The sequence below is a fragment of the Pigmentiphaga sp. H8 genome, from assembly GCF_003854895.1.
Classification (GTDB): Bacteria; Pseudomonadota; Gammaproteobacteria; order Burkholderiales; family Burkholderiaceae_B; genus Pigmentiphaga.
Genome location: NZ_CP033966.1, coordinates 2157178 through 2176442 on the forward strand (window position 1 = coordinate 2157178; position 19265 = coordinate 2176442).

Below are 19265 nucleotides of genomic sequence, written 5' to 3' on the forward strand. Positions count from 1 at the left end.
ACGACCCTACTCCGGCTTGACCTTGGCTTCTCGTATCACGCTTGCCCACAGTGTCATTTCGTCGCGGACGCGGCGGGAGAATTCCCGTGCCGTCGTGGGCTTGGGCTGGACGCTCGCGGCTTCCAGCACCTTGATCAGTTCCGGTTGCCTGGCCGCCTGGAAAACCGCGGCCTGGAGTTTGTCCCGCACATCTTTCGGCGTTCCGGCGGGGGCCATCAATCCAAACCAGTACATGAAGGAGTAGTCGGGATAGCCTTGTTCCGCGAATGTCGGGATCTGGGGAAACTGCTCGTGGCGCGCGGAGCCGCTCAGGGCCAGGCCGCGGACTCGGGCCTCGCGGATGTAGGCGCCCATGGTGCCTATGCTTGCTATGGCGATATCGATGCGGCCGGCGATGAGTTCCGGAATGGCGGCGGATATCCCCTTGTAGGGAATGTGTGTCATCGTGATGCCCGCCTGCAGTCCAAGGGATTCCATGGCGAGATGCGCCGAAGTACCTTGTCCCGCTGAGCCGAAGTTGATCGCGCCGGGTTGTTTCCTGGCGAGCTGGACGAGCGCTTTCAGGTCGGCGGCGGCAAAGCTCTTGCTTGCCACGAGCACGGCGGGCACCTCGGCCAACTGCGCGATCTGCACGATATCCGTCGCTGAATCGTAGGGCAGCGAACCGTACAGGGACGGTGCGATGGCGAAGGAGTTTTCGCCGAAGAGCAGCGTATATCCATCGGGGGCTGCCTTGGCGACGGCATCCACCCCTATGGTCCCGCCGGCGCCGACGCGGTTGTCGACCACGAAGGACTGCCCGAGCTGTGTGGCCAGTTCCTTTGCAAGGGCGCGCGCGGCGATGTCGGTGAACGAACCGGCAGTGAATGGAACCACCATCTTCACAGGACGGCTGGGCCAGCCCTGCGCACCCTGCGCGTGGAGCTGGCCGGACAATGCCAGTGCTGCGATCGCTCCCAGGATGAACTGCCGCACCTGCGTCTCCTCGTCATGAACTTTTTTTAAAAATGTCCCGATAAGCGGGATTAGTGAATAATCAAGGAAATGAAGCGAGGCTGTCAAGCGCCAATGAAATCATGGTTAGTAAGAAAAGACAGTGCTCTTGCGGATCTGATCTGCCGTATCTGTGAAATGGACTGGATCGTTAAAAAGTGTTGAAATACGGGAAAATTTTATTATTTTTTATTCGCTTGATAAGGCTGTGTACCTATGAACGGCGCCGAATCGCTGGTTAAGACTTTGCTCGCATCCGACATCGAGGTCTGCTTCGCCAACCCAGGAACCTCCGAAATGCATTTCGTCGCGGCCCTCGACAGGGTGCCCGGCATGCGGTGCGTGCTCGGATTGTTCGAAGGGGTGGTAACGGGCGCGGCGGATGGCTACGGCAGGATGGCGGGCAAGCCGGCATCCACCCTGCTGCATCTGGGGCCCGGGTTGGCCAATGGCATCGCCAACCTGCACAACGCCCGCAAGGCGCGGACTCCCGTCCTGAACATCGTGGGCGAGCACGCCAGCGATCACCTGCGGTACGAGAGTCCGCTGCGCAGCGACGTTCCGGCTACGGCCGCGCTGATATCGGATTGGTACAAGGTCGGGTCGGGCCCGGGCATCGTCGACGATGCGGCCGAGGCGGTCCAGGCGGCGAGAAGCCGCGATGGCCAGATCGCCACGCTGATCCTTCCCGCCGATACGGCGTGGGGGCCAGGCGCCAGCCCGAAGGCCGCCCCCGAGCCGCTGCCCCTGGCGCGGGCGGACGCCGCCGGCATCGCGCAGGCCGTCGCCGCGATCCGTTCCGGCAAGCGCGTCGCCATCCTGGCCACCGGGAAGGCCCTGGAAGAGGCCGGACTGGCTTTGCTTGGCAGGCTCCAGCGCGGCGGTGTCCGCATCCATGCCCAGCAATCGAATCGGCGGTTCGCGCGCGGCCGGGGCCGGCTCATCGTTCCGAGGGTGCCGTTCTCCATCGAGCAGGGCGTCGAGTTTCTCAAGGATGTGGAAGTCCTGATCCTGGTGGGCAGCCATCCGCCCGCGGCCTTCTTCGGCTATCCGGACAAGCCGCGCATGCTGAGCCAGCCTGGCTGCGTCACGATTCCCCTGCTGGAACCCGGCGGCGATGCGCTGCATACGCTGCAATGGCTGGTGGATGAGCTCGGGCAGGGCGGACCCGCCGTGGCTGTTCCGGAGGTGGCCGCGCCCGCCGCGCCCACCTCGGATGCGCTGAATGCCGACACGCTCATGCAGGCGATGGCCGCGCTGTTGCCGGAGCACGCCATCCTGGTGGATGAGTCCGTCTCGTCGGGGCGGTCCCTTTTCAAGTTCACCGATGGGGCCGCGCCCCACGACTATCTGCAGATCACCGGGGGCTCCATAGGCTCCGGCCTGCCGATGGCGACCGGGGCGAGCGTGGCGTGTCCGGACCGCAAGGTCGTCTGCTTCGAGGGCGATGGAAGCGGCATGTACACGCTGCAGGCGCTGTGGACGCAGGCCAGGGAACAGCTGGACGTCGTCACCGTCATTCTGGCGAATCGCAGCTACCGGATATTGCATGGCGAACTGGCCGGAGTCGGCATCACGAACCCCGGCGAACAGGCCCATCGGATGCTGGACCTGAATGCGCCGGAACTCGACTGGGTGGCGCTGGCGCGCGGCCAGGGAGTCGAGGCGCGCAGGGTCGATACGGTGTCCGGATTCGTCGATGTCTTCCGCGCCGCGTGCGCCGCCAAGGGTCCGTTCGTCATCGAGGCGGTGATTCCCTGACCACAATGAGCCATTCCATGTCAGATTTTTCCTACCCGAGTACGCGACTGTTCATCGACGGGCAATGGTTGCCATCCGCGGACGGGGAGTCCATCCGCGTCGTGAATCCCGCCACGGGGGAGGCCATCGGTACGGTCGCCCACGCCACCGGGGAAGACCTCGAACGCGCATTGGCCGCCGCGGACCGAGGCTTCAAGGCCTGGCGGAACGTCTCCGCCTTCGACCGGTACAAGGTGCTTCGCAAGGCGGCCGATCTCCTGCGGGAACGGGCCGAAGGCATCGCCAGGCTGATGACCCTGGAACAGGGCAAGCCGGTCGCCGAGGCCATGCAGGAAATCCGCGCTTCCGCCGACACCATCGACTGGTTCGCGGAGGAGGGGCGCCGCACCTATGGCCGCCTCATCCCGCCGCGGGCGGCGGGGGTCCGCCAGCAGGTCGTGCGTGAACCGGTGGGGCCGGTCGCGGCGTTCACGCCCTGGAATTTCCCGGTCCTCCAACTGGTGCGCAAGGTATCGGCGGCCCTTGCCTGCGGCTGCTCGGTGATCGCCAAGGCGCCGGAAGAAACGCCCGCGTCCCCCGCCGAACTCATCCGCGCCTTTCACGACGCCGGTGTGCCGGACGGTGTGCTCAACCTGGTGTTCGGCGATCCCGCGGAAATTTCGTCCCACCTGATCCGCCACCCGGTGATCCGCAAGATTTCCTTCACCGGATCGACCGTCGTCGGCAAGCAGCTCGCGGGGCTGGCGGGCGAACACATGAAGCGCGTGTCCATGGAACTGGGCGGGCATGCGCCGGTGATCGTCTTCGACGATGCCGATATCGAAGGCGCGGCGCGGCTGCTGGCCGCGAGCAAGTTCCGCAATGCCGGGCAGGTCTGCGTCTCGCCCACCCGCTTCCTGGTGCAGGAGGGCGCGTTCGATCGGTTCTGCCAGGCGTTCGTGGAAGCGGCCGGCGCCGTTCGCCTCGGGGATGGGCTGGACGCCTCGACCACGATGGGGCCTCTCGCGAACACGCGGCGGGTGACGGCGGTCGAGGCGGGCGTGCGCGACCTGACCGAACGGGGGGCGACGCTGCTGGCGGGAGGTGGTCGGCCGAATCGCATCGGCAATTTCTTCGAACCCACCGTGATCGCCCATGCGCCCAGGTCCAGCGTCTTCATGAACGACGAGCCCTTTGGCCCCGTGGCGATGGTGAACGCATTCGACCGTTTCGACGATGCCGTCGAAGAAGCCAATCGGCTGCCCTATGGGCTCGCATCCTATGTGTTCACCGGATCAGGCCGCACGGCGGACGCGTGCGCGCGTGAGTTGAACGTGGGCATGATGAGCATCAACCATCTGGGATTGGCGATGCCCGAAGTGCCTTTCGGCGGTGTGGGGGACTCCGGCCATGGGTCCGAAGGCGGCTCCGAAGCGATGGAGAGCTACCTGAACACGAAGTTCGTCACCCACCTGGTCTGAGCGCTGCGCGGATCTCCAGGGTCCGGGATGCGCCGCCCGAAGACGGTGCATGCCGGATCACGGCGTGGTTGGAGCCTTCTCGACGCGACGGGTGATGGAGTGCGAGGCCTGGCGCGTTCCGCGCGGGACCTCGCGCCAATAAAGCGCCCGGATTTCGCCGAACTCGTGGGGCAGCCGCTCCCAGTGGATGCCGCCGTCGAAGCTGCGGAATACCTGGCCGAGGTTGGTGCAGGTGAAGAGCAGGTCCGGATTCGAGCAATGGGTCGCCACGCACCAGACGGTACTGTTGAGATCGCCCGGGAGATGCAGGCGTACCCAGCTGTCTCCGCCGTCGTCGCTGCGGAACAGGCGGCCGTCGTTGCCCGGGGGGCCGTTGCCGTTGGCCAGGAACAGGGTGGAAGGGCTGCCTTCCTTGACCACCACGGCCCGCGCGTATTGCCAGGGTGAGTCGACTTCGACGAACCGCCAGAGCGCTCCGTCGTCGTCGCTGACGTGCAGCCCGCGATTCGTGCTGGCAAAGACGCGCCTGGCGCCTTGCGGGGTCCGGGCGACAGCTATGCCATGCACGTCCGCGGACAGCAGTCCCTCCGTGAACATTTCCCACGTATCGCCCCGGTCCTTGCTGCGGTAGATGCCCCCGATCTCGATGGTGGCCCACAGCGTATCGGTATCGACGGGATCGAAAAGGATCTGGGTGACCCGGGTCGGGCCCATGTTGACGTCCGAGAACTTGGAAATGTTGGGCACGGCGAGTTCGGTCCAGGTGCCCCCCCCGTCCTGGGACCGGTAGAGGCCGGCGGGCCGGGTGCCGGCAAATACGATCCGGGGATCCGCGGGGTCATGGGCCAGCGCCCAGACGTCCCCAAGGTCCTTGTTCAGGCATGTCCACCGGGCATGGACCTCGTCCCAGCGGTAGACCCCTTCGTCGGTGCCCGCCAGCATGGTGTCGGGTTGCCGCGGATGGGCGCTGTAGGTCCAGACGCGGGCTTCGAGGTACATGCCGGAATGGCTGTTCGGGTGCACCCAGGTCCACCCCAGGTCGTCGCTGAACCATGCCGAGTGCCCGGCGGTTCCCGCATAGACGTGGATTTCCCCGGCGCCCGCGCCCGGGGTTTCAACAGAGCTGTCTTGTGGCTTCGTCATGGGCCGATGCATCGCATGTTTTTGGTTGTTCAATTGTCCCATATAGAGATACTTATTACAATGAAAAAGGGTGAAAAAGGAATAGGGCCGAAAACTATTCATTTCAAACATGTTTTTAATAAAATTCCATATAATGGGATATTTTTAAAAACTATTTCGGGAGCTTTTCATGACTCGATTCAAGATCCTGCAGCGCGAGGACATGTCGCCTCGGCAAAGGGAGGTCGCCGACGCCATCGCGAGCGGCCCGCGGGGGGCGCTCAAGGGGCCGTTCCTGGCGCTGATCCACAATCCCGAACTGGCCCAGCGGCTGCAGACGTTGGGCGAACACCTGCGATACGACACAGGGTTGGCGCCAGACCTGGTGGAGATCCCGATACTGCTGGCCGCGCGTAGATGGAACTGCGACTACGAATGGGCGGCGCATGCGCGCATCGCGAAGGCGGCGGGGCTGCGTGAAGGCATCATCGATGCGATCGCACGGGGCCACCGCCCCGATGCGCTGACGCAGGACGAGGCCTTGCTGTACGACTTCGCCCGCGAGGCGCTGGACGCCGGGGCCCCGGGCAAGGAGCGGGTGGATGCGATGCAGGCCCGGTTCGGCGACGCCGTGGTCCTGGACGTCCTGGCGCTATGCGGCTATTACTCCCTGCTTGCCTTCGTGCTGAACGTCGCGCATCTGCCCCTGCCGGAAGGCGCCAGCCCGCTGCCCCTGGCGGGATGAGCGGCGCGGGCCATTCCAGGCCGCCTATCTTGAACAGGAGATCGAAGTGATACCAGCCACACAGCGTGTCGCCGCCGTCAGTCCCGAGGTCGTCGATGGATACAAGCGGATACGGGCCACCGCGATGGACGATGTCGGGTCGCACCGCTTTCTTTGCGAAGTCGTCATTACCGCCCAGCTGGCCGCTCTGGGGCACGGGAATTCGTTCAAGGTCCATGCCAGGCAGCTGATGGCGAATGGGCTCGGGAAGGAGGCCTTGCAGAAGATACTCGTCTCGGGAATAGGCGCGACGCTGGTCATCCCCCAGGTCGCCGAGATCCTCGACTGGCTGGACGAGGCCGCCGCAGCCTTGTAGGCGGGCGGCGGGCCCCAGGGGACCCGCCGGCACGCCCGTTCAGCGGCCGGCTCGCGCCGGTTGCGATTCATGCGCGGCCAGGACCATGGCCGCGCATCGCTCGCCGATCATCATGCACGGGACGCTGGTGTTGCCCGAAATGATCCGGGGCATGACGGATGCATCCGCCACGCGCAGCCCCTCGACGCCATGGACGCGCAATTGTTCGTCCACGACGGCCATGGCGTCGGTTCCCATCTTGCAAGTGCCGACCGGATGAAAAGTGGTGGCGCCGGTGTCGCGGATGAACCGCAGGATGTCTTCGTCGCTTTGCACGTGCAGCCCAGGCTGGATCTCGCTCGCGATCTCGTCCGCGATGGGCTTGGCGGCGACGATTTCCCGCGCCCGGCGCACCGCCGCGACCGCCGTCCGGCGATCCTTGTCGGTATCGAGGAACCGGTAGTCGATGACGGGGTCCTGGCGCGGATCCGGCGACTGGATATGAACGCTGCCGCAACTCTCCGGGCGCTGGACCTGTGCGTAGATGAAGAATCCGTTCGTATTCGACATCCGGCGCTTCTGGTTCTCGATCTCGAGCAGGAACGGATTGATCAGCAGCCCGATGTCCGCCTGTTCGACTTCTTGGCTCGAGCGGGTGAACACGCGCAGGGTCGCGACGCCCTGGGAGATGAAGCCCGAGCGCAGCAGGCCGTAGCGCAGGGTTTCCAGCAGCAGGCGCAGCCCGCGTCCACGGCCGGCGAGCGAGTAGCCCTTTCTCTTGAACGTCCACTTGAGTGTCGGGCCGAAGTGGTCGCGCAGGTTCTCGCCGACGCCGGGAAGGTTCCTGAGCACCGCGATGCCGTGGCGCGCAAGGACGTCGGGGTTGCCGATGCCGGACAGCTCCAGCAGTTTGGGCGAGCCGATGGCGCCCGCGCAGACGATGACCTCCCGGGTTGCCCGCACGTTCTTCCTGGTTCCGCCGTGGTCGAGGGCGATGCCGGTGCAGCGTAAGCCCTCGAAGGTCAGCGCAACGACTTCCGCGCCGCGCATGACGGTCAGGTTCCGGCGGCCGGCGGCGGGAGCCAGGTACTGGGTGGCGGTGCTTTGCCGAAGTCCCCGGTAGATGGTTTGCTGCGCCATGGCCACGCCGTACTGCGTGGCGCCGGTGTAATCCGGGTTCAGCGGATAGCCGATGCTCCGGGCCGACTGGATGAACAGATCGAAGAAGGGCGAGGTCTTGGCCGCCTCGGTCACATGCACCGGACCGGTCCGGCCCCGGTATTCGTCCGAGCCGATCGCCGTGCTTTCGACCTTCTTGAAATAGGGCAGGACGTCCTGGTACGACCAGCCGCGGCAGCCTAGCTTCTCCCAGTTGTCATAGTCCATCCGCTGCCCGCGGTTGTAGATCATGCCGTTGATCGCGCTGGACCCGCCCAGGATCTTGCCGCCGGGGACGTAGATGGAGCGGTTTCCGGTATGCGCGTTGGGCGCGGAGTTCCTGCACCAGTTGACGACGGGATTCACGATGGTGAACGCGGTTCCGCCCGGAGGCCGCGTCCAGAGGTACCGCGCGCCCTTGGTGCCGGCTTCCACGCACAGGACGGCGTATCTGCCGTTCTCGCTCAGCCTGGCGGCGATGACGCCGCCGGACGAGCCGGATCCCACCACAATGAAGTCGTAGGACGACATCTGCTTTTCCATGGCTAGTTCCAGGCACGCTCATTCATAGTTGGTAATGTGGTTTTCCTCGACCACCTTCTTCCACTTGGCGGCTTCCTGCTTCAGGTAGGCCTTGGCATCCGCGGGCGTCCGCGTTTCCGGCGCATATCCCAGGCCGACCAGCTGCTTGTTGATCGCCGGGTCGTTCAGGGCCTTGGCGTAGGCATCGTAGAGGCGGGTGATCGTTTCCTTGGGCGTGGCCGAGGGAACCATGAACATGTACCAGACCGACGGCGTGAAATCCGCCTGCCCGAGTTCTTTCATGGTCGGCACGTCGGGAATGAGAGGCAGCCGCTTGTCCGAGGTCACGCCCAGGATCCGGATCTTGCCCGCCTGTACCAGCGGCAGCGCGTCGGCGGTCGTGGGGAACATGAACTGGACGTCATTGGCCGCCAGGGACTGGATGGCGTACGCATTGCCCTTGAACGGTACGTGCGTGCCGGTACCGCCCAGTTCCTTGAGCAGGCGGACCGAGGTCAGATGCGCCACGGTGCCTGGGCCCCCGGTGCTGTAGTTCAGGCCGGCGGGAGCCTTGGCCGCGGCGACGAAGTCTTCGTAGGTCCGGATCTTCGAGCCGGCGCTGACCGCGAGGACGAGCGGGAAGGTGCCGATTCCGATGACGGGCTCCAGATCGCGCTCGGTACTGTAGGGCAGGTCGTTGCGCATCAGCCCCGCGACCAGGCCGGATATCGTGAACTCGAGAATCGTGCAGCCGTCGGGCTTGGACGCCGCCACGGCGGCGTTGCCTATCGTCGTGGTGGCGCCTGGCCGGTTCTCGAAGACCACCGGTTGCCCGAGGACTTCGGTGACCTTCGTTCCCACGATCCGTCCGACGACGTCGCCCACGCTGCCGGCAGGCTGCGGGATGACCATCTTCATGTACCGGTCCGTGCAGGGGTTGGCCGCGATGGCCTGGCTGCCCCCGGTCCCGAGCAGGACGGCGGCGAGAATGCTGGCGAATCTTGATGTGGAATTCATTTTGGTCTCCAGTGGCCCGGCGGTCGTCCGCGGGCCTGTCGATATGAGGGGGGCGCATCAGCGCCGGGGATTCACAGGAAGATCTGGACCGATTTTTCTTCGGTATAGGAGTAGAGTTCCTCGAGTCCGCGCTCGCGCCCTACGCCGCTGTTCTTGTAGCCGCCGAAGGGAACCGCGCGGGGGTTGGACGCCACGCCGTTGATCCAGACAAAGCCGGTTTGCAGGCGTCGCGCGGTTTTCAACGCGGTCGAGATGTCGCGGGTCCAGATGGCTCCGGTCAGTCCCAGGTCCACGGCATTGGCCATGCCCAGTACGTCGTCGACGTCGGACCAGCGCAGGATGGAAAGCACCGGTCCGAAGATCTCTTCTCTGGCGATCCGCATGTCCTGGGTGACATCGGCGAAGACCGTAGGCTCGTACCAGAATCCCCGCTCGAAGGCCGGGCCCGTGGGACGGCGGCCTCCGGTCACCAGCCGTGCGCCTTCGGCATGCGCCGAGGCGACGTAGCTTTCCACCTTGTCCAGCTGGGTCTTGGAGATGATGGCACCCATCTGCGTGTCCCAGGAGAACGGATCGCCGAGTCGTATGGATGCCGCCTTGGCCGCCACCCGTTTCACGACCTCGTCATAGATGGAGTCGTGTACGAACAGCCGGCTCGTCGAGCTGCAGGATTGGCCTTGCCAGACGAAGTTCATGCCCAGGACAGCGGCTTCCGCGACCTTGTCCAGCGGCGCATCGGGAAATACGATGAAGGGGTTCTTGCCGCCCAGTTCGAGCGAGACCGATTTGACCGCCACTTCCGCCGCGCTGCGCTGGATGGCACGGCCGGTGGCTTCGGAGCCGACGAAGGAGAGCCGCTTCACCCTGGGGTGCCGAACGAGCGCGCCGCCCACCTGGCCGTCGCCGGTCACGACGTTGACGATGCCGGGCGGCAGGATCTGGCTGGCGATCTCGCCCAGCAGCGTGGCCGACAGGGGGCATTGCTCGGAGGGTTTGACCACGACGGCGTTGCCGGCGATCAGCGGGGAGGCCAGTCCGTTGATGGCCATGGCCAGGGGGTGGTTGAACGCGGCGATCCGGCCTACGACGCCGTAGGGCTCGCGGGTCGTGAGGCTCAGCCGGTCGCTGCTGCCCGGAATGGTGCTTCCCTGCAACTCGTAGCCCAGCCCCGCGAAGTAGCGGAGCCTGTCGATGCAGGCCGCGACGTCGCCGTTCATGCCCGTTATCGAATTGCCGGAATCCGCGACTTCCAGCCGCAGCAGTTCGTCGGCGCGCCCGGCCAGGGCGTCGGCGAGCTTGCGCACGTGCGAAGCGCGGTCGGCCACGGCAAGGTCGGCCCATGCTTCCTGCGCGGCCAGGGCGGCGCCGACGGCACGGTCGACATCCTCCGCCGTTCCACGCGGGACTCTGCCGATCAGCCCTTCATCCGCGGGGTTGACGCAATCGAGCCAGCCGGCGCTGCTTTCGGCGGGTTCTCCGCCTATCCACATACGGCCGACGAAGGGTGTCTCCCGCAACGGCGCCGCGGAGAGTTCATTGTTCTTTGACATGGTATTTCCTTGAAGCCACACACAACCAACGGAAAATGCACGCGCACCCGACGCCTCATGGGGACGGCGGGACGCCTATCTTCTGGAAAATCTCGATCCAGCGTTTCTGGTCGCTGGCAACGAATCTGGCGAAATCCTCAGCCGCCTGATGGGACGAGGCGGGGCGGTATCCGGCTTTCCTGATCTCTTCGCCGCCGCTGCCCGCCAGCATCCTGTTCACCTGCTCGAGAATGGCGGTTCGGGTTTCCGGCGGCGTCTCCCTGGGAGCGAAGACCCCGGTCCAGCCCGCGTAGGGTTCGGCGAAAAGACCCAGCTGCACGAGGCTGGGCGCGTTGGGAAGCCGATCATCCCGCCGGGCCTGGGTCACCGCCAGCGCCCGCAGCTTGCCGTCGGCGATGAGGGGAAGCGACAGCGGGATCACGTCGATGGCGAAATCGACCCTGCCCGCTATCAGGTCGGCCCGGAATGCCGAGGCGCCCTGATAGGGGACGTGGACGGCCTTGACGCCCATGGCCGTGGCCAGGTGTTCGGACATGATATGGGCGGTGGTGCCGATGCCGGAGGTCGCGTAGCTGATGGAGCCGCGCGATTTCGCCAGGGCCACGAATTGTTCCCACGTGCTGATGCCTAGGCTGCGCGGTACGACCACCACGTAGTCCTGGTCCATGATCTTCGCGATGGGGGCGAAGTCCTTGTCGATGTCGTAGGGCGGCTTCGCCCGGTTCGCCTTGAGCATGGTGGTCTCGGACTGGGACCCGACAAGAAGGGTGGAGCCGTCGGGGGGCGACTTGGCGACGTGGGCTCCACCCACGGTTCCGCCTGCTCCGGCCCTGTTCTCGACAACGATGGGGATGGGAAGCGACTGCTTCATGGCATTGGCGAGGATGCGCGCCGCCATGTCGGTATTGCCCCCCGCGGCGAAACCGACGACCAGGTTGATCTGGCGGGGCAGGGAAGGGGGCGCGGCCGCAACCGAGAAAGTCGCTGCCAGGGCGGCAATGCCCAGGACCAGGCTGCTACGCATGATCGGTCTCCGAAGGGTTTTGTAAAAGATCGCGTATAGTGGGACTATTGTATTAAAACTATCGGGTCATGTTCAATGCCGGCCGCATAGGGGTTGTTCCCCATCCAAGCCACGGAAGGAATACCCGTGCTTGCCAGTCCGGAAATTAGAAAATAAAATAGTCGCGTATAGCGAGAATATTGCAAATTAACAGGAGCGCGGTGGTGGATGCACAGCAGGCGGTGGGGCCGTTCTACTTCGGACGGCGGTTGCAGTTGGCGTTCCTGGTGGACGACATGGACGAGGCCATCGAGCTGTGGACGGACAAGCTCAAGGTCGGGCCGTTCGTGGTGTTCGAGCATGCGCTCGGCGACAGGCAGTTCGTCCATCGGGGCCAGGCCAGTCCGGTGGATTTTTCGCTTGCTTTGTCATACGTGGGCGAGACGCAGATCGAACTCATCTGCCAGAACAACGATGCCCCGTCGATCTATACGGAGGGCAGGAAGGCTGGGCCGGGGGGCGTGGCCCATCACCTGGCGTTCTGGCCGGACGACATGGGCGCGGCGTATCGGGAACTGACCTCGAATGGATTCGAGGAAGTCGCCTCGATCCGTTCGCCCGCCGGCGAGGTGGATGTCTATTACCTCGGTTCACCGCCCTCGTTGGGGCTGATGGTGGAGATCGTTCCGATGAACGAGGCCCGCAGGGTGTATTTCTCGCAGATCAAGGCCTTGTGCGAGCAGCCCGGGGGGAGCCAGGCGCCCCTGCGCTTCAGGGATAAATACCACTTCCTGAGTGTGCTCGAGGCGTCGAAGCGCGGGTAGGTCAGCGCGCGGCCCGCGCCGATCCATAGGCGCGGGGGGGATTCACCAGGGTGCCCCCTTCGTCCGCCAACTGGTCGCTCAGCTGTTTTGCCGCGGCGACGACCGCCTCGCTATAGGCGGCCAGCTTCTTCCGGTCCAGCCTTTCCTCGGAGCCCGCCACGCCGATGCTGCCGACGACCAGTCCCTCGGCGTTGAAGACCGGCGCGGATACGCCGAAAACCCCAGGATTGAATTCGCCATGCGTGACCAGGTAGCCTTCACGGCGAACCGCGGTCAGGTTGTCCCGGAAGCTGTCCCAGTCGGTCCCCAGTCCGGCCAGCGCGATGGCGCGCTGGTGCTGCTTGAAGATGCTGCGCAGGCGGTGAGGGGGCAGATAGGGCAGGATGATCTTCGACGCGGCGCCCGAGAACAGCGGCCTGCGTTGGCCACGCGAGAACAGCGCGGGCGGACTGCCTTCGGCCAGTTCCTCGCGTATGCACATCACTGAATCGCTGTACAGCGCGCAGAGCAGCGCCGAATGCCCGGTCAGTTCCACCAGCGAACGCAGGACCTGGGCTCCCGCCTTGTACAGCGGATCCGTCATCCGGATCTGCCGGTCGAATTCCACGATGCGGGGGCCGAGTACGTAGCGCCCGTTCGCGACGGCTTCGATCAGGCCCGCCGAGTGAAGCGCCTTGATGTACCGGTAGGACGTGGAGCGGGAGGTGCCCAGATAGGTCACCAGGTCCGAGACGGGACGAACCGAGGCCGAAGGCGTGAACAGGTCCAGCAGCCCGAGCATCCGCTCGAAGCTGCTTTGAGCGTCAGGCTCTTTTGCGCTCTTCGCCGTTGCCGTCTTGCGGCCTTTCTCGGCCCCTGCGCGCTTCGCAACGTCCTTCACCATTGCGTGGATCCCCGATGGTCTTGCACTAAACAAATCTCAAATGGAGAAATTTCATCGAGACTATAACCTATCGGAAGAGCCCCGCACGCCGCCCGTTCGCGCTATTGCCGGGGGATCTTCGCGTCCACGATGACCTTCTGCCAATAAGCCAGATCGTCCTTCATGAATTTGCCGAACTCGGCGGAGGGACGCGCGATGACATGGCCGCCGAGGTCCCGGATCCGGGCCTGGATCTCAGGCTGTTTCATGACCTGCACGGTCCATGCCGAAAGCTTGTCGACGATGTCCTTGGGCGTGGCGGGCGGGGCCACGACGCCGTACCAGACGGTGGACGTGAAGCCCGGAAGCACCTCGGAGACAGAGGGAACGTCCGGCAGCAACTCGTGCCGGGCCAGACTGCCGACCCCCAGCGCCCGCAGGCGTCCGCTCTTGATGTGGGGCAAGGACATGCCCAGTTCGCCGAAGAACATGTCGACCTGACCCGACATGAGCCCGGTGACCGTCGCGGCGGAACCCTTGAAAGGGACGTGGACGATGTCCGTTCCCGTCTGGGTCTTGAACAGTTCCGACGAAAGGTGGGTCGATGTCCCGACACCGCCCGAGCCGTAGTTGAGCTTGCCGGGGTTCGCCTTCGCGAACGCGACCAGTTCCTTGATGGACTGGAACGGCGCCTCGGCGCGGACGAGCAAGACGTTGGTCGACTCCGACGTGAGCGAGATCGGCGTGAACGCCAGCGGGTCGTAGCCCAGTTCCTTGTACAGGACCTTGTTGACCCCGAGTGGACCGGGCGAACTGAAGAGCAGGGTGTAGCCATCCGGCTTGGACCGGGCCACGTAGTCGGCTCCCACGCTTCCGCCGGCGCCGCCCGCCTTGTTCTCGACGATCACCTGGATCTTCATGTTCTTCCTCAGCTCTTCGGCCAGGAGACGCGCCAGGTTATCGGTGTTGAAGCCCGGCGCGACCGGAACCACGATCCGGATCGGGCGATTGGGATAGGCCTCGTCGGCCCAGGCTGTTCCCGACCAGGCGCCGGCGACCAGGAGGCAGGCGACGGCGCACCTTCTCGAGACGGATTTCATGGACATGCTTGTCTCCTCGTTGATATGGTTTTCAGATGCGGTTCATGCAGCGGGCCGCGTGGATGCGAGCAGTTCGCGGACCTGCGCAAGCTCGTCCACGCGCCAGCAGAGGCCGGCCAGGGCCGAGGCCTGGGGCGGCTTTAGCCGCAGCAGCGCCTGGCCCATGAATTTTTCCGTCAGGTCTTCATCGGACATCGGGTTGTCGATGCTGCCTCGGCAATGCGATACCTCCACGGTGTGCCGCGCGCCGTCTGCCAGGCCGACCGTCAGCCGGGCCGCCTCGGGAGCGATTTCCCCGGGAGCCAGTTCGATGATTTCCCTGAGCCGGGCCACCCGCGCGTCGCCGATGGCGGGCAGGTCGACCTCGGCCAGCCCCGCCCGTCCGAAGACAAGCGTGGCGGCTATGCCGTGGCACAGGCTTACCTTGGCCTCGAGCGGTGTCGTGGGATGGCGGCGGGCACCCAGCGTCAGGCCGTTGCCATGCACCTGGAGTTCGATGCTACGGATGGCATCGACGTTGCCGTGCCGGCTCAGCCACTGGAGCGCGGCGTCGATCGCCGGATGCACGACGATGCCGTAGGGGTAGGGCTTGTAGGTCAGCGATTCCACCTCGAAGGCCGTGCCCAGTCCGTCGGTCAGATAGGGCGCATGGGGATGGTCCGAGAACAGCTGCAGGAAGCCATGGGCCCCTTCCAGCGAGGCGGCGGGGCCGCCCAGCCCGGCCTGGGCCAACAGGGCGGCGCGCAGCCCGCATTGGCCGGCATGCCCGAATATATAGGTGCTCGACATCGTCCCGTGGGCGATACGCAGGCCGGACGACTGGATCGCCGCGATGCCGATGGCTTGTTCGATGCCCCGGGCGTCCAGTCCCAGCGCCTTGGCCGCGGCGGCCGCCGCGCCGATGCCGGCGGTTATGCCTGTCTGCGACCATCCTATGTCGCAGGCCGCGGGGGCTGTCGCGACGGCCTTGCTGGCCCGGGAGGCCACTTCCACGCCGGCGACGAACGCGGCCACGAATTGCGCGCCGCTCAGGTCGCGCTCGTCCGCCAGCGCCAGCACGGCCGTGGCGACGGCGCCGCTGGGATGCAGGATGGTTTGCGAGTGGGTGTCGTCGAAGGCGTAGGCCGCCGAACCCAGGCAATTGACGAGCGCCGCGGTCAGCGGGTCGGTCCGCCGGCCGGAGCCGATCAACGTAGCCGTGCCGGTCCCGCCCAGGGGAAGCAGGGCGTTGCCCACCGTCTGGACGGTCTCGTGGCCCGCCCCGCCCAGGCAGCAGCCCACGATGTTGACGATGGCGCGCCGCGCGGCGTGGACCGTGGGGGCCGGCAACCGGTCGAAGGCGAGCTGCCAGGTGAAGGCGGCGAGCCGGGCGGTGGCGCCGCCCTGATCGTGGGCGCTAGGCATGCTCACTTGTCCTCGTCCATCCAGCGCGCGGCCAGCCTGGCTCCGCCTTCCGGCAGGGATTGCTCCAGCATGAATTTGTAGACCTTCATGCTGTCCTCGTCGCGATAGCCGGCGGCGGCGGCCTCGCGATAGACCTCCAGGATGCGGGGGGCCAGCCACATCGGCGCGCCGTGCCGCTCCGCTTCCTCCAGCACCAGGGCCTCGTCCTTCAGGCCGATGGCCAACGGCCCGTTGTATTTGAATGTTCCGCTCAGGATGGCCGCGGGTACCTTATGCGTGGTCGTGTAGTTGCGGCCCGAGCCCGCATTGAACACGTCGTTCAGGATCCTGGGGTCGAGGCCCGCCTTCACTCCCATCGCGAGGCCTTCGAACACGGCCAGCCGGCCCGCTGCGGACACATGGTTGTTGATGATCTTCGCCACCTGGGAGATTCCAGGTTTTTCACCCAGGTAGATCAGGTTGCCAGCCAGCCCTTCCAGTGTGGGGCGCGCCAGCGCGAAGGCGTCGGCCGCGCCGGAGACCAGGACCGCCAGCGTACCCGCGCGGGCGCCCGGAGGACCGCCGCTGACGGGCGCGTCGAGCAGTCCGATATCGCGAGCGGACAGGCCGGAGGCGATCTTCTCGATCGTCCCGCTGCCCAGCGTCGAGGTTTCGACATAGACGCGCAGTTGTTTGCCGTATACGACGCCGCTGTCGCCGAGCGCCACCGACAGGCTGGCTTCCCGGGAGGGCATGGACGCGATGATGATGTCGCACATGTCCGCCAGGGCCCTGGGCGTGCCGACGGACTCGGCGCCCTGTTCGACCAGCGGCGCCACCGCGGCGGGGTTGCGGTCGCACACCGCGACCGGCGCGCCCAGTTCGAGCAGCCGGAGCGCCATCTGCTGCCCCATGTTCCCCACACCGATGAGGCCCACTTTCATTGGCGTCATTCCTCGTTTCTCCTGTGTCTGGTCGCACGCGTCGGCGTCCAGGCCCGCGGCAAGTTGAAAAATAAGTCTCTAAATACGGGATATATGAATATTAGCGATCGTGCCGAGGTTGTGTCCGGGAAATTAGCCAGTTTTGGCGTTTGTCCCTATTGGCGTTCAGCAACAAATTTTTCCGCAGGAGCATATGGTAGAACAAATTTTGTTAAGTGTCATATGGCGGGAAATGTTATATTTGTTCCAGGGGCGCGTCGCGGTGACGTTGTCCATGAAGATCGATACATCATGAACTCTGTTTACGACTACATCATCGTGGGCGCGGGCTCCGCCGGATGCGTGCTGGCGAATCGCCTCTCGGCGAACGCCGACAACACGGTGCTTCTGCTGGAAGCCGGGCAGGACTTCGCGCCTGGGCCCGAACCCACCGACATCCGCGATCCGTATCCGCTCTCGTCCTATAACTCGTCCTATTTCTGGGCTGACATCAAGGCATTCTGGGGGAACAGCGGCTCGGGCGCCGCCGTGAAATTCCCCCAGGCGCGCGTCGTCGGCGGTGGATCATGCGTGGCCGGCATGGTGGCGTTCCGCGGAACGGCGGAGGATTACGCGGAATGGGAACGCATGGGCGCCCAGGGATGGGCCTGGGAAGACGTCCTGCCGTACTTCCGCAAGCTCGAGACCGACCAGGATTTCCGCGACGCGAGCCATGGCGCGAGCGGGCCGATTCCCATCCGCCGCGTGCCGCGCGAGAGCTGGCCGCCGCTGACCCATGCCATCGCGGGCTATGCCGAGGCCGAGGGCTTTCCTTTCATCGCGGACATGAACTCGGACTTCCGCGAGGGCTTCGGAGCGACTCCGATCAGCAGCACGGATGCCGGGCGGATCACGACCGCCGCCGGCTATCTGACACCGGACGTCCGAGCCCGGCCCAACCTGACGATCAGGCCGGGCGCCGTCGCCAGGACACTGGTCATCCAGGATGGCAGGGCCACGGGCGTGATCGTGGAGATCGACGGCCGGGCCGTGACCTTCTCCGGGCGCGAGGTGATCCTTTCCGCGGGCGCCATCCATACGCCCAGCCTGCTCCTGCGTTCGGGCGTCGGCGATGCCGACGGCCTGCGGCGCCTGGGAATACCGGTCCACGCCGACCGCCGCGGCGTGGGGAAGAACCTGCAGAACCATGCCGCCCTGTTCATCGGCGCGGTCCTTCCGCGCGGATTCCGCCAGGGACAGGCCCTGCGCACGCACCCTACGGCGTGCTTTCGTCTTTCCTCGGGGCTCGACGGAGCCCCCGGGTCCGACGTCTACATCAACATCCAGAGCAAGACCTCGTGGAACGCGATGGGCAATCGCCTGGCCAGCCTCAACGCTGTCCTGCTCAAGCCCCAGGGAGCGGGGGAAGTGTCGCTGAAGTCCGCCGACCCGACGGTCGCTCCGCTGGTGGAGTTCGGCTTCGGGATGCACGAAGGGGACATCCGCAGGCTGGCCGAGGGGCTCCGGCAGATCATCAAGCTGCTGGGATCGTCTCGTGTCGCGCCACGGATGGGGCGGCCGTTCGTGGTCAGGGTGGGGGACAGGATCAGGAAGTGGAATGCCCATACCACCGTCAATGCGGTGCAGGCGCGCTTGTTCGCCGTGATGCTGGACATGATGCCGCTGGCCCTGGCCGATCGCCTGCTCGCGCGGATGACGGGCGAGGCGGTTGACCTGGCGCGCCTGGCCGGGGACACGGAGGCGCTGATCGATTTCGTGCGCCGCGAAGTATCGGGCGTCTATCATCCGGTGGGAACGTGCCGCATGGGCCGCGCGGACGATCCCGATGCCGTGGTGGACGCGAAAGGCCGCGTCATCGGCGTGGCGGGCCTGCGCATCGGGGATGCGTCGATCATGCCGACCATCCCACGGGGCAACACCAATATTCCCACCATCATGGTGGCGGAGAAGCTGGCCGCGCACATCATCGAGGAAGGGCGCTAGATCGATGCGAGCCAGTCGTCCATGCCACGCAGCTTCTGCGCGAACGGCCTGGCGAACGACGCGGGAACGTCGCAGCTCCAGTCCAGGGTATGCAGGCGGGCATGGATCTTCCAGGCGCCATCCTCCAGCCTGAGCCTGTCCAGGTATCGCAGGCTTCTTGCCGAGACGGTCGTGCCATCCTGCTGCACGAGGAAGGCAAAGGCATTGATTTCCGTCTCGGCGAAAGACGCGGTCAATGACCTGAAAAGCAGGTTGCCCATGAAATGGGTGGAAATCCTGCACTTTCCTTCTTCAAGGTTCCGGAAGAGTGCGATCTGGTCCAGGAGAGCTTCCCGCCCCCTTGCCGGCGGGCGGCCTTCGTACTGGGCGACGACGTCGTCCGTGAAGCAGGTCTCCACCAGAGCCCGGTCGGCATTGTCCGCCGCATTGAAATAACGCGTGTGGAGATCGTGGATGGCCGCGCGGTCCAGAAGCCGCTGCAATGCGTCGTGGTTGGGCATGGGG

General features: G+C 65.4%; 17 protein-coding genes. 6 read left to right on the forward strand and 11 right to left on the reverse strand.

The features are described 5' to 3' along the window. Positions 1-6: 6 nt before the first annotated feature. The gene (locus EGT29_RS10175) at positions 7-1062 is read right to left on the reverse strand and encodes a tripartite tricarboxylate transporter substrate binding protein (RefSeq protein WP_124688915.1); all 1056 of its coding nucleotides are present in this window, start codon (positions 1060-1062) and stop codon (positions 7-9) included. Between the two features lie 147 nt (positions 1063-1209). Between EGT29_RS10175 and EGT29_RS10180 the strand changes: the two genes are divergently transcribed. After that, on the forward strand, positions 1210-2754 hold the full coding sequence (locus EGT29_RS10180; protein ID WP_124688916.1) for an acetolactate synthase large subunit: 1545 nt from the start codon (positions 1210-1212) through the stop codon (positions 2752-2754). A 17-nt stretch (positions 2755-2771) separates the two neighbouring features. Then, entirely contained in the window at positions 2772-4214 is a 1443-nt protein-coding gene (locus EGT29_RS10185; protein WP_124688917.1) for an NAD-dependent succinate-semialdehyde dehydrogenase, read from the forward strand. 57 nt (positions 4215-4271) lie between these two features. On the opposite strand, the gene EGT29_RS10190 is transcribed toward EGT29_RS10185, so the two are convergent. Next, complete coding sequence (locus EGT29_RS10190; RefSeq protein WP_124688918.1) at positions 4272-5357, reverse strand: sialidase family protein; 1086 nt, start codon at positions 5355-5357, stop codon at positions 4272-4274. 169 nt (positions 5358-5526) lie between these two features. On the opposite strand from EGT29_RS10190, the gene EGT29_RS10195 reads away from it, so the two are divergent. Next, positions 5527-6081: a carboxymuconolactone decarboxylase family protein gene (locus tag EGT29_RS10195; protein WP_124688919.1), complete on the forward strand. Its 555-nt coding sequence runs from the start codon at positions 5527-5529 to the stop codon at positions 6079-6081. 46 nt (positions 6082-6127) lie between these two features. Continuing rightward, the gene (locus EGT29_RS10200; RefSeq protein WP_124688920.1) at positions 6128-6436 is read left to right on the forward strand and encodes a hypothetical protein; all 309 of its coding nucleotides are present in this window, start codon (positions 6128-6130) and stop codon (positions 6434-6436) included. A 39-nt stretch (positions 6437-6475) separates the two neighbouring features. Here EGT29_RS10200 and EGT29_RS10205 read toward each other — a convergent pair whose 3' ends face one another. The 4 genes from EGT29_RS10205 to EGT29_RS10220 all read right to left on the reverse strand — a co-directional run bounded on the left by EGT29_RS10205 (position 6476) and on the right by EGT29_RS10220 (position 11686). After that, the gene (locus tag EGT29_RS10205; RefSeq protein WP_124688921.1) at positions 6476-8116 is read right to left on the reverse strand and encodes a GMC family oxidoreductase; all 1641 of its coding nucleotides are present in this window, start codon (positions 8114-8116) and stop codon (positions 6476-6478) included. An 18-nt stretch (positions 8117-8134) separates the two neighbouring features. Beyond that, positions 8135-9112: a tripartite tricarboxylate transporter substrate binding protein gene (locus EGT29_RS10210; protein ID WP_124688922.1), complete on the reverse strand. Its 978-nt coding sequence runs from the start codon at positions 9110-9112 to the stop codon at positions 8135-8137. Positions 9113-9183: 71 nt separating this feature from the next. After that, complete coding sequence (locus EGT29_RS10215) at positions 9184-10662, reverse strand: aldehyde dehydrogenase family protein (RefSeq protein WP_124688923.1); 1479 nt, start codon at positions 10660-10662, stop codon at positions 9184-9186. A gap of 55 nt (positions 10663-10717) precedes the next feature. Continuing rightward, positions 10718-11686, reverse strand: coding sequence for a tripartite tricarboxylate transporter substrate binding protein (locus EGT29_RS10220; protein WP_124688924.1), 969 nt, complete (start codon positions 11684-11686; stop codon positions 10718-10720). Between the two features lie 203 nt (positions 11687-11889). Between EGT29_RS10220 and EGT29_RS10225 the strand changes: the two genes are divergently transcribed. Beyond that, positions 11890-12489, forward strand: coding sequence for a VOC family protein (locus EGT29_RS10225; protein WP_124688925.1), 600 nt, complete (start codon positions 11890-11892; stop codon positions 12487-12489). Position 12490: 1 nt separating this feature from the next. Here EGT29_RS10225 and EGT29_RS10230 read toward each other — a convergent pair whose 3' ends face one another. The 4 genes from EGT29_RS10230 to EGT29_RS10245 all read right to left on the reverse strand — a co-directional run bounded on the left by EGT29_RS10230 (position 12491) and on the right by EGT29_RS10245 (position 16850). Next, complete coding sequence (locus tag EGT29_RS10230; protein WP_161567764.1) at positions 12491-13270, reverse strand: IclR family transcriptional regulator; 780 nt, start codon at positions 13268-13270, stop codon at positions 12491-12493. A 203-nt stretch (positions 13271-13473) separates the two neighbouring features. Continuing rightward, positions 13474-14457, reverse strand: coding sequence for a tripartite tricarboxylate transporter substrate binding protein (locus EGT29_RS10235; RefSeq protein ID WP_124688927.1), 984 nt, complete (start codon positions 14455-14457; stop codon positions 13474-13476). A gap of 36 nt (positions 14458-14493) precedes the next feature. Then, complete coding sequence (locus EGT29_RS10240; RefSeq protein WP_124688928.1) at positions 14494-15855, reverse strand: MmgE/PrpD family protein; 1362 nt, start codon at positions 15853-15855, stop codon at positions 14494-14496. Between the two features lie 2 nt (positions 15856-15857). Next, the gene (locus tag EGT29_RS10245; RefSeq protein ID WP_370283030.1) at positions 15858-16850 is read right to left on the reverse strand and encodes an NAD(P)-dependent oxidoreductase; all 993 of its coding nucleotides are present in this window, start codon (positions 16848-16850) and stop codon (positions 15858-15860) included. A gap of 219 nt (positions 16851-17069) precedes the next feature. Between EGT29_RS10245 and EGT29_RS10250 the strand changes: the two genes are divergently transcribed. Then, positions 17070-18761 carry a GMC family oxidoreductase gene (locus tag EGT29_RS10250; protein ID WP_161567765.1) on the forward strand — a complete coding sequence of 564 codons (1692 nt, stop codon included), beginning with the start codon at positions 17070-17072 and terminating at the stop codon, positions 18759-18761. Here EGT29_RS10250 and EGT29_RS10255 read toward each other — a convergent pair. Then, positions 18758-19261 carry a nuclear transport factor 2 family protein gene (locus tag EGT29_RS10255; RefSeq protein WP_124688931.1) on the reverse strand — a complete coding sequence of 168 codons (504 nt, stop codon included), beginning with the start codon at positions 19259-19261 and terminating at the stop codon, positions 18758-18760. The two genes, EGT29_RS10250 and EGT29_RS10255, sit on opposite strands and share 4 nt — an antisense overlap. Positions 19262-19265 lie beyond the last annotated feature (4 nt).

Bases quoted from the DNA above. Each gene is read 5' to 3' on its own strand.
- EGT29_RS10180 (WP_124688916.1), top strand. From the start codon at position 1,210: ATGAACGGCGCCGAATCGCTGGTTAAGACTTTGCTCGCATCCGACATC.
- EGT29_RS10185 (WP_124688917.1), top strand. From the start codon at position 2,772: ATGTCAGATTTTTCCTACCCGAGTACGCGACTGTTCATCGACGGGCAA.
- EGT29_RS10190 (WP_124688918.1), bottom strand. From the start codon at position 5,357: ATGACGAAGCCACAAGACAGCTCTGTTGAAACCCCGGGCGCGGGCGCC.
- EGT29_RS10195 (WP_124688919.1), top strand. From the start codon at position 5,527: ATGACTCGATTCAAGATCCTGCAGCGCGAGGACATGTCGCCTCGGCAA.
- EGT29_RS10205 (WP_124688921.1), bottom strand. From the start codon at position 8,116: ATGGAAAAGCAGATGTCGTCCTACGACTTCATTGTGGTGGGATCCGGC.
- EGT29_RS10210 (WP_124688922.1), bottom strand. From the start codon at position 9,112: ATGAATTCCACATCAAGATTCGCCAGCATTCTCGCCGCCGTCCTGCTC.
- EGT29_RS10215 (WP_124688923.1), bottom strand. From the start codon at position 10,662: ATGTCAAAGAACAATGAACTCTCCGCGGCGCCGTTGCGGGAGACACCC.
- EGT29_RS10220 (WP_124688924.1), bottom strand. From the start codon at position 11,686: ATGCGTAGCAGCCTGGTCCTGGGCATTGCCGCCCTGGCAGCGACTTTC.
- EGT29_RS10230 (WP_161567764.1), bottom strand. From the start codon at position 13,270: ATGCTCGGGCTGCTGGACCTGTTCACGCCTTCGGCCTCGGTTCGTCCC.
- EGT29_RS10235 (WP_124688927.1), bottom strand. From the start codon at position 14,457: ATGTCCATGAAATCCGTCTCGAGAAGGTGCGCCGTCGCCTGCCTCCTG.
- EGT29_RS10240 (WP_124688928.1), bottom strand. From the start codon at position 15,855: ATGCCTAGCGCCCACGATCAGGGCGGCGCCACCGCCCGGCTCGCCGCC.
- EGT29_RS10250 (WP_161567765.1), top strand. From the start codon at position 17,070: ATGAACTCTGTTTACGACTACATCATCGTGGGCGCGGGCTCCGCCGGA.
- EGT29_RS10255 (WP_124688931.1), bottom strand. From the start codon at position 19,261: ATGCCCAACCACGACGCATTGCAGCGGCTTCTGGACCGCGCGGCCATC.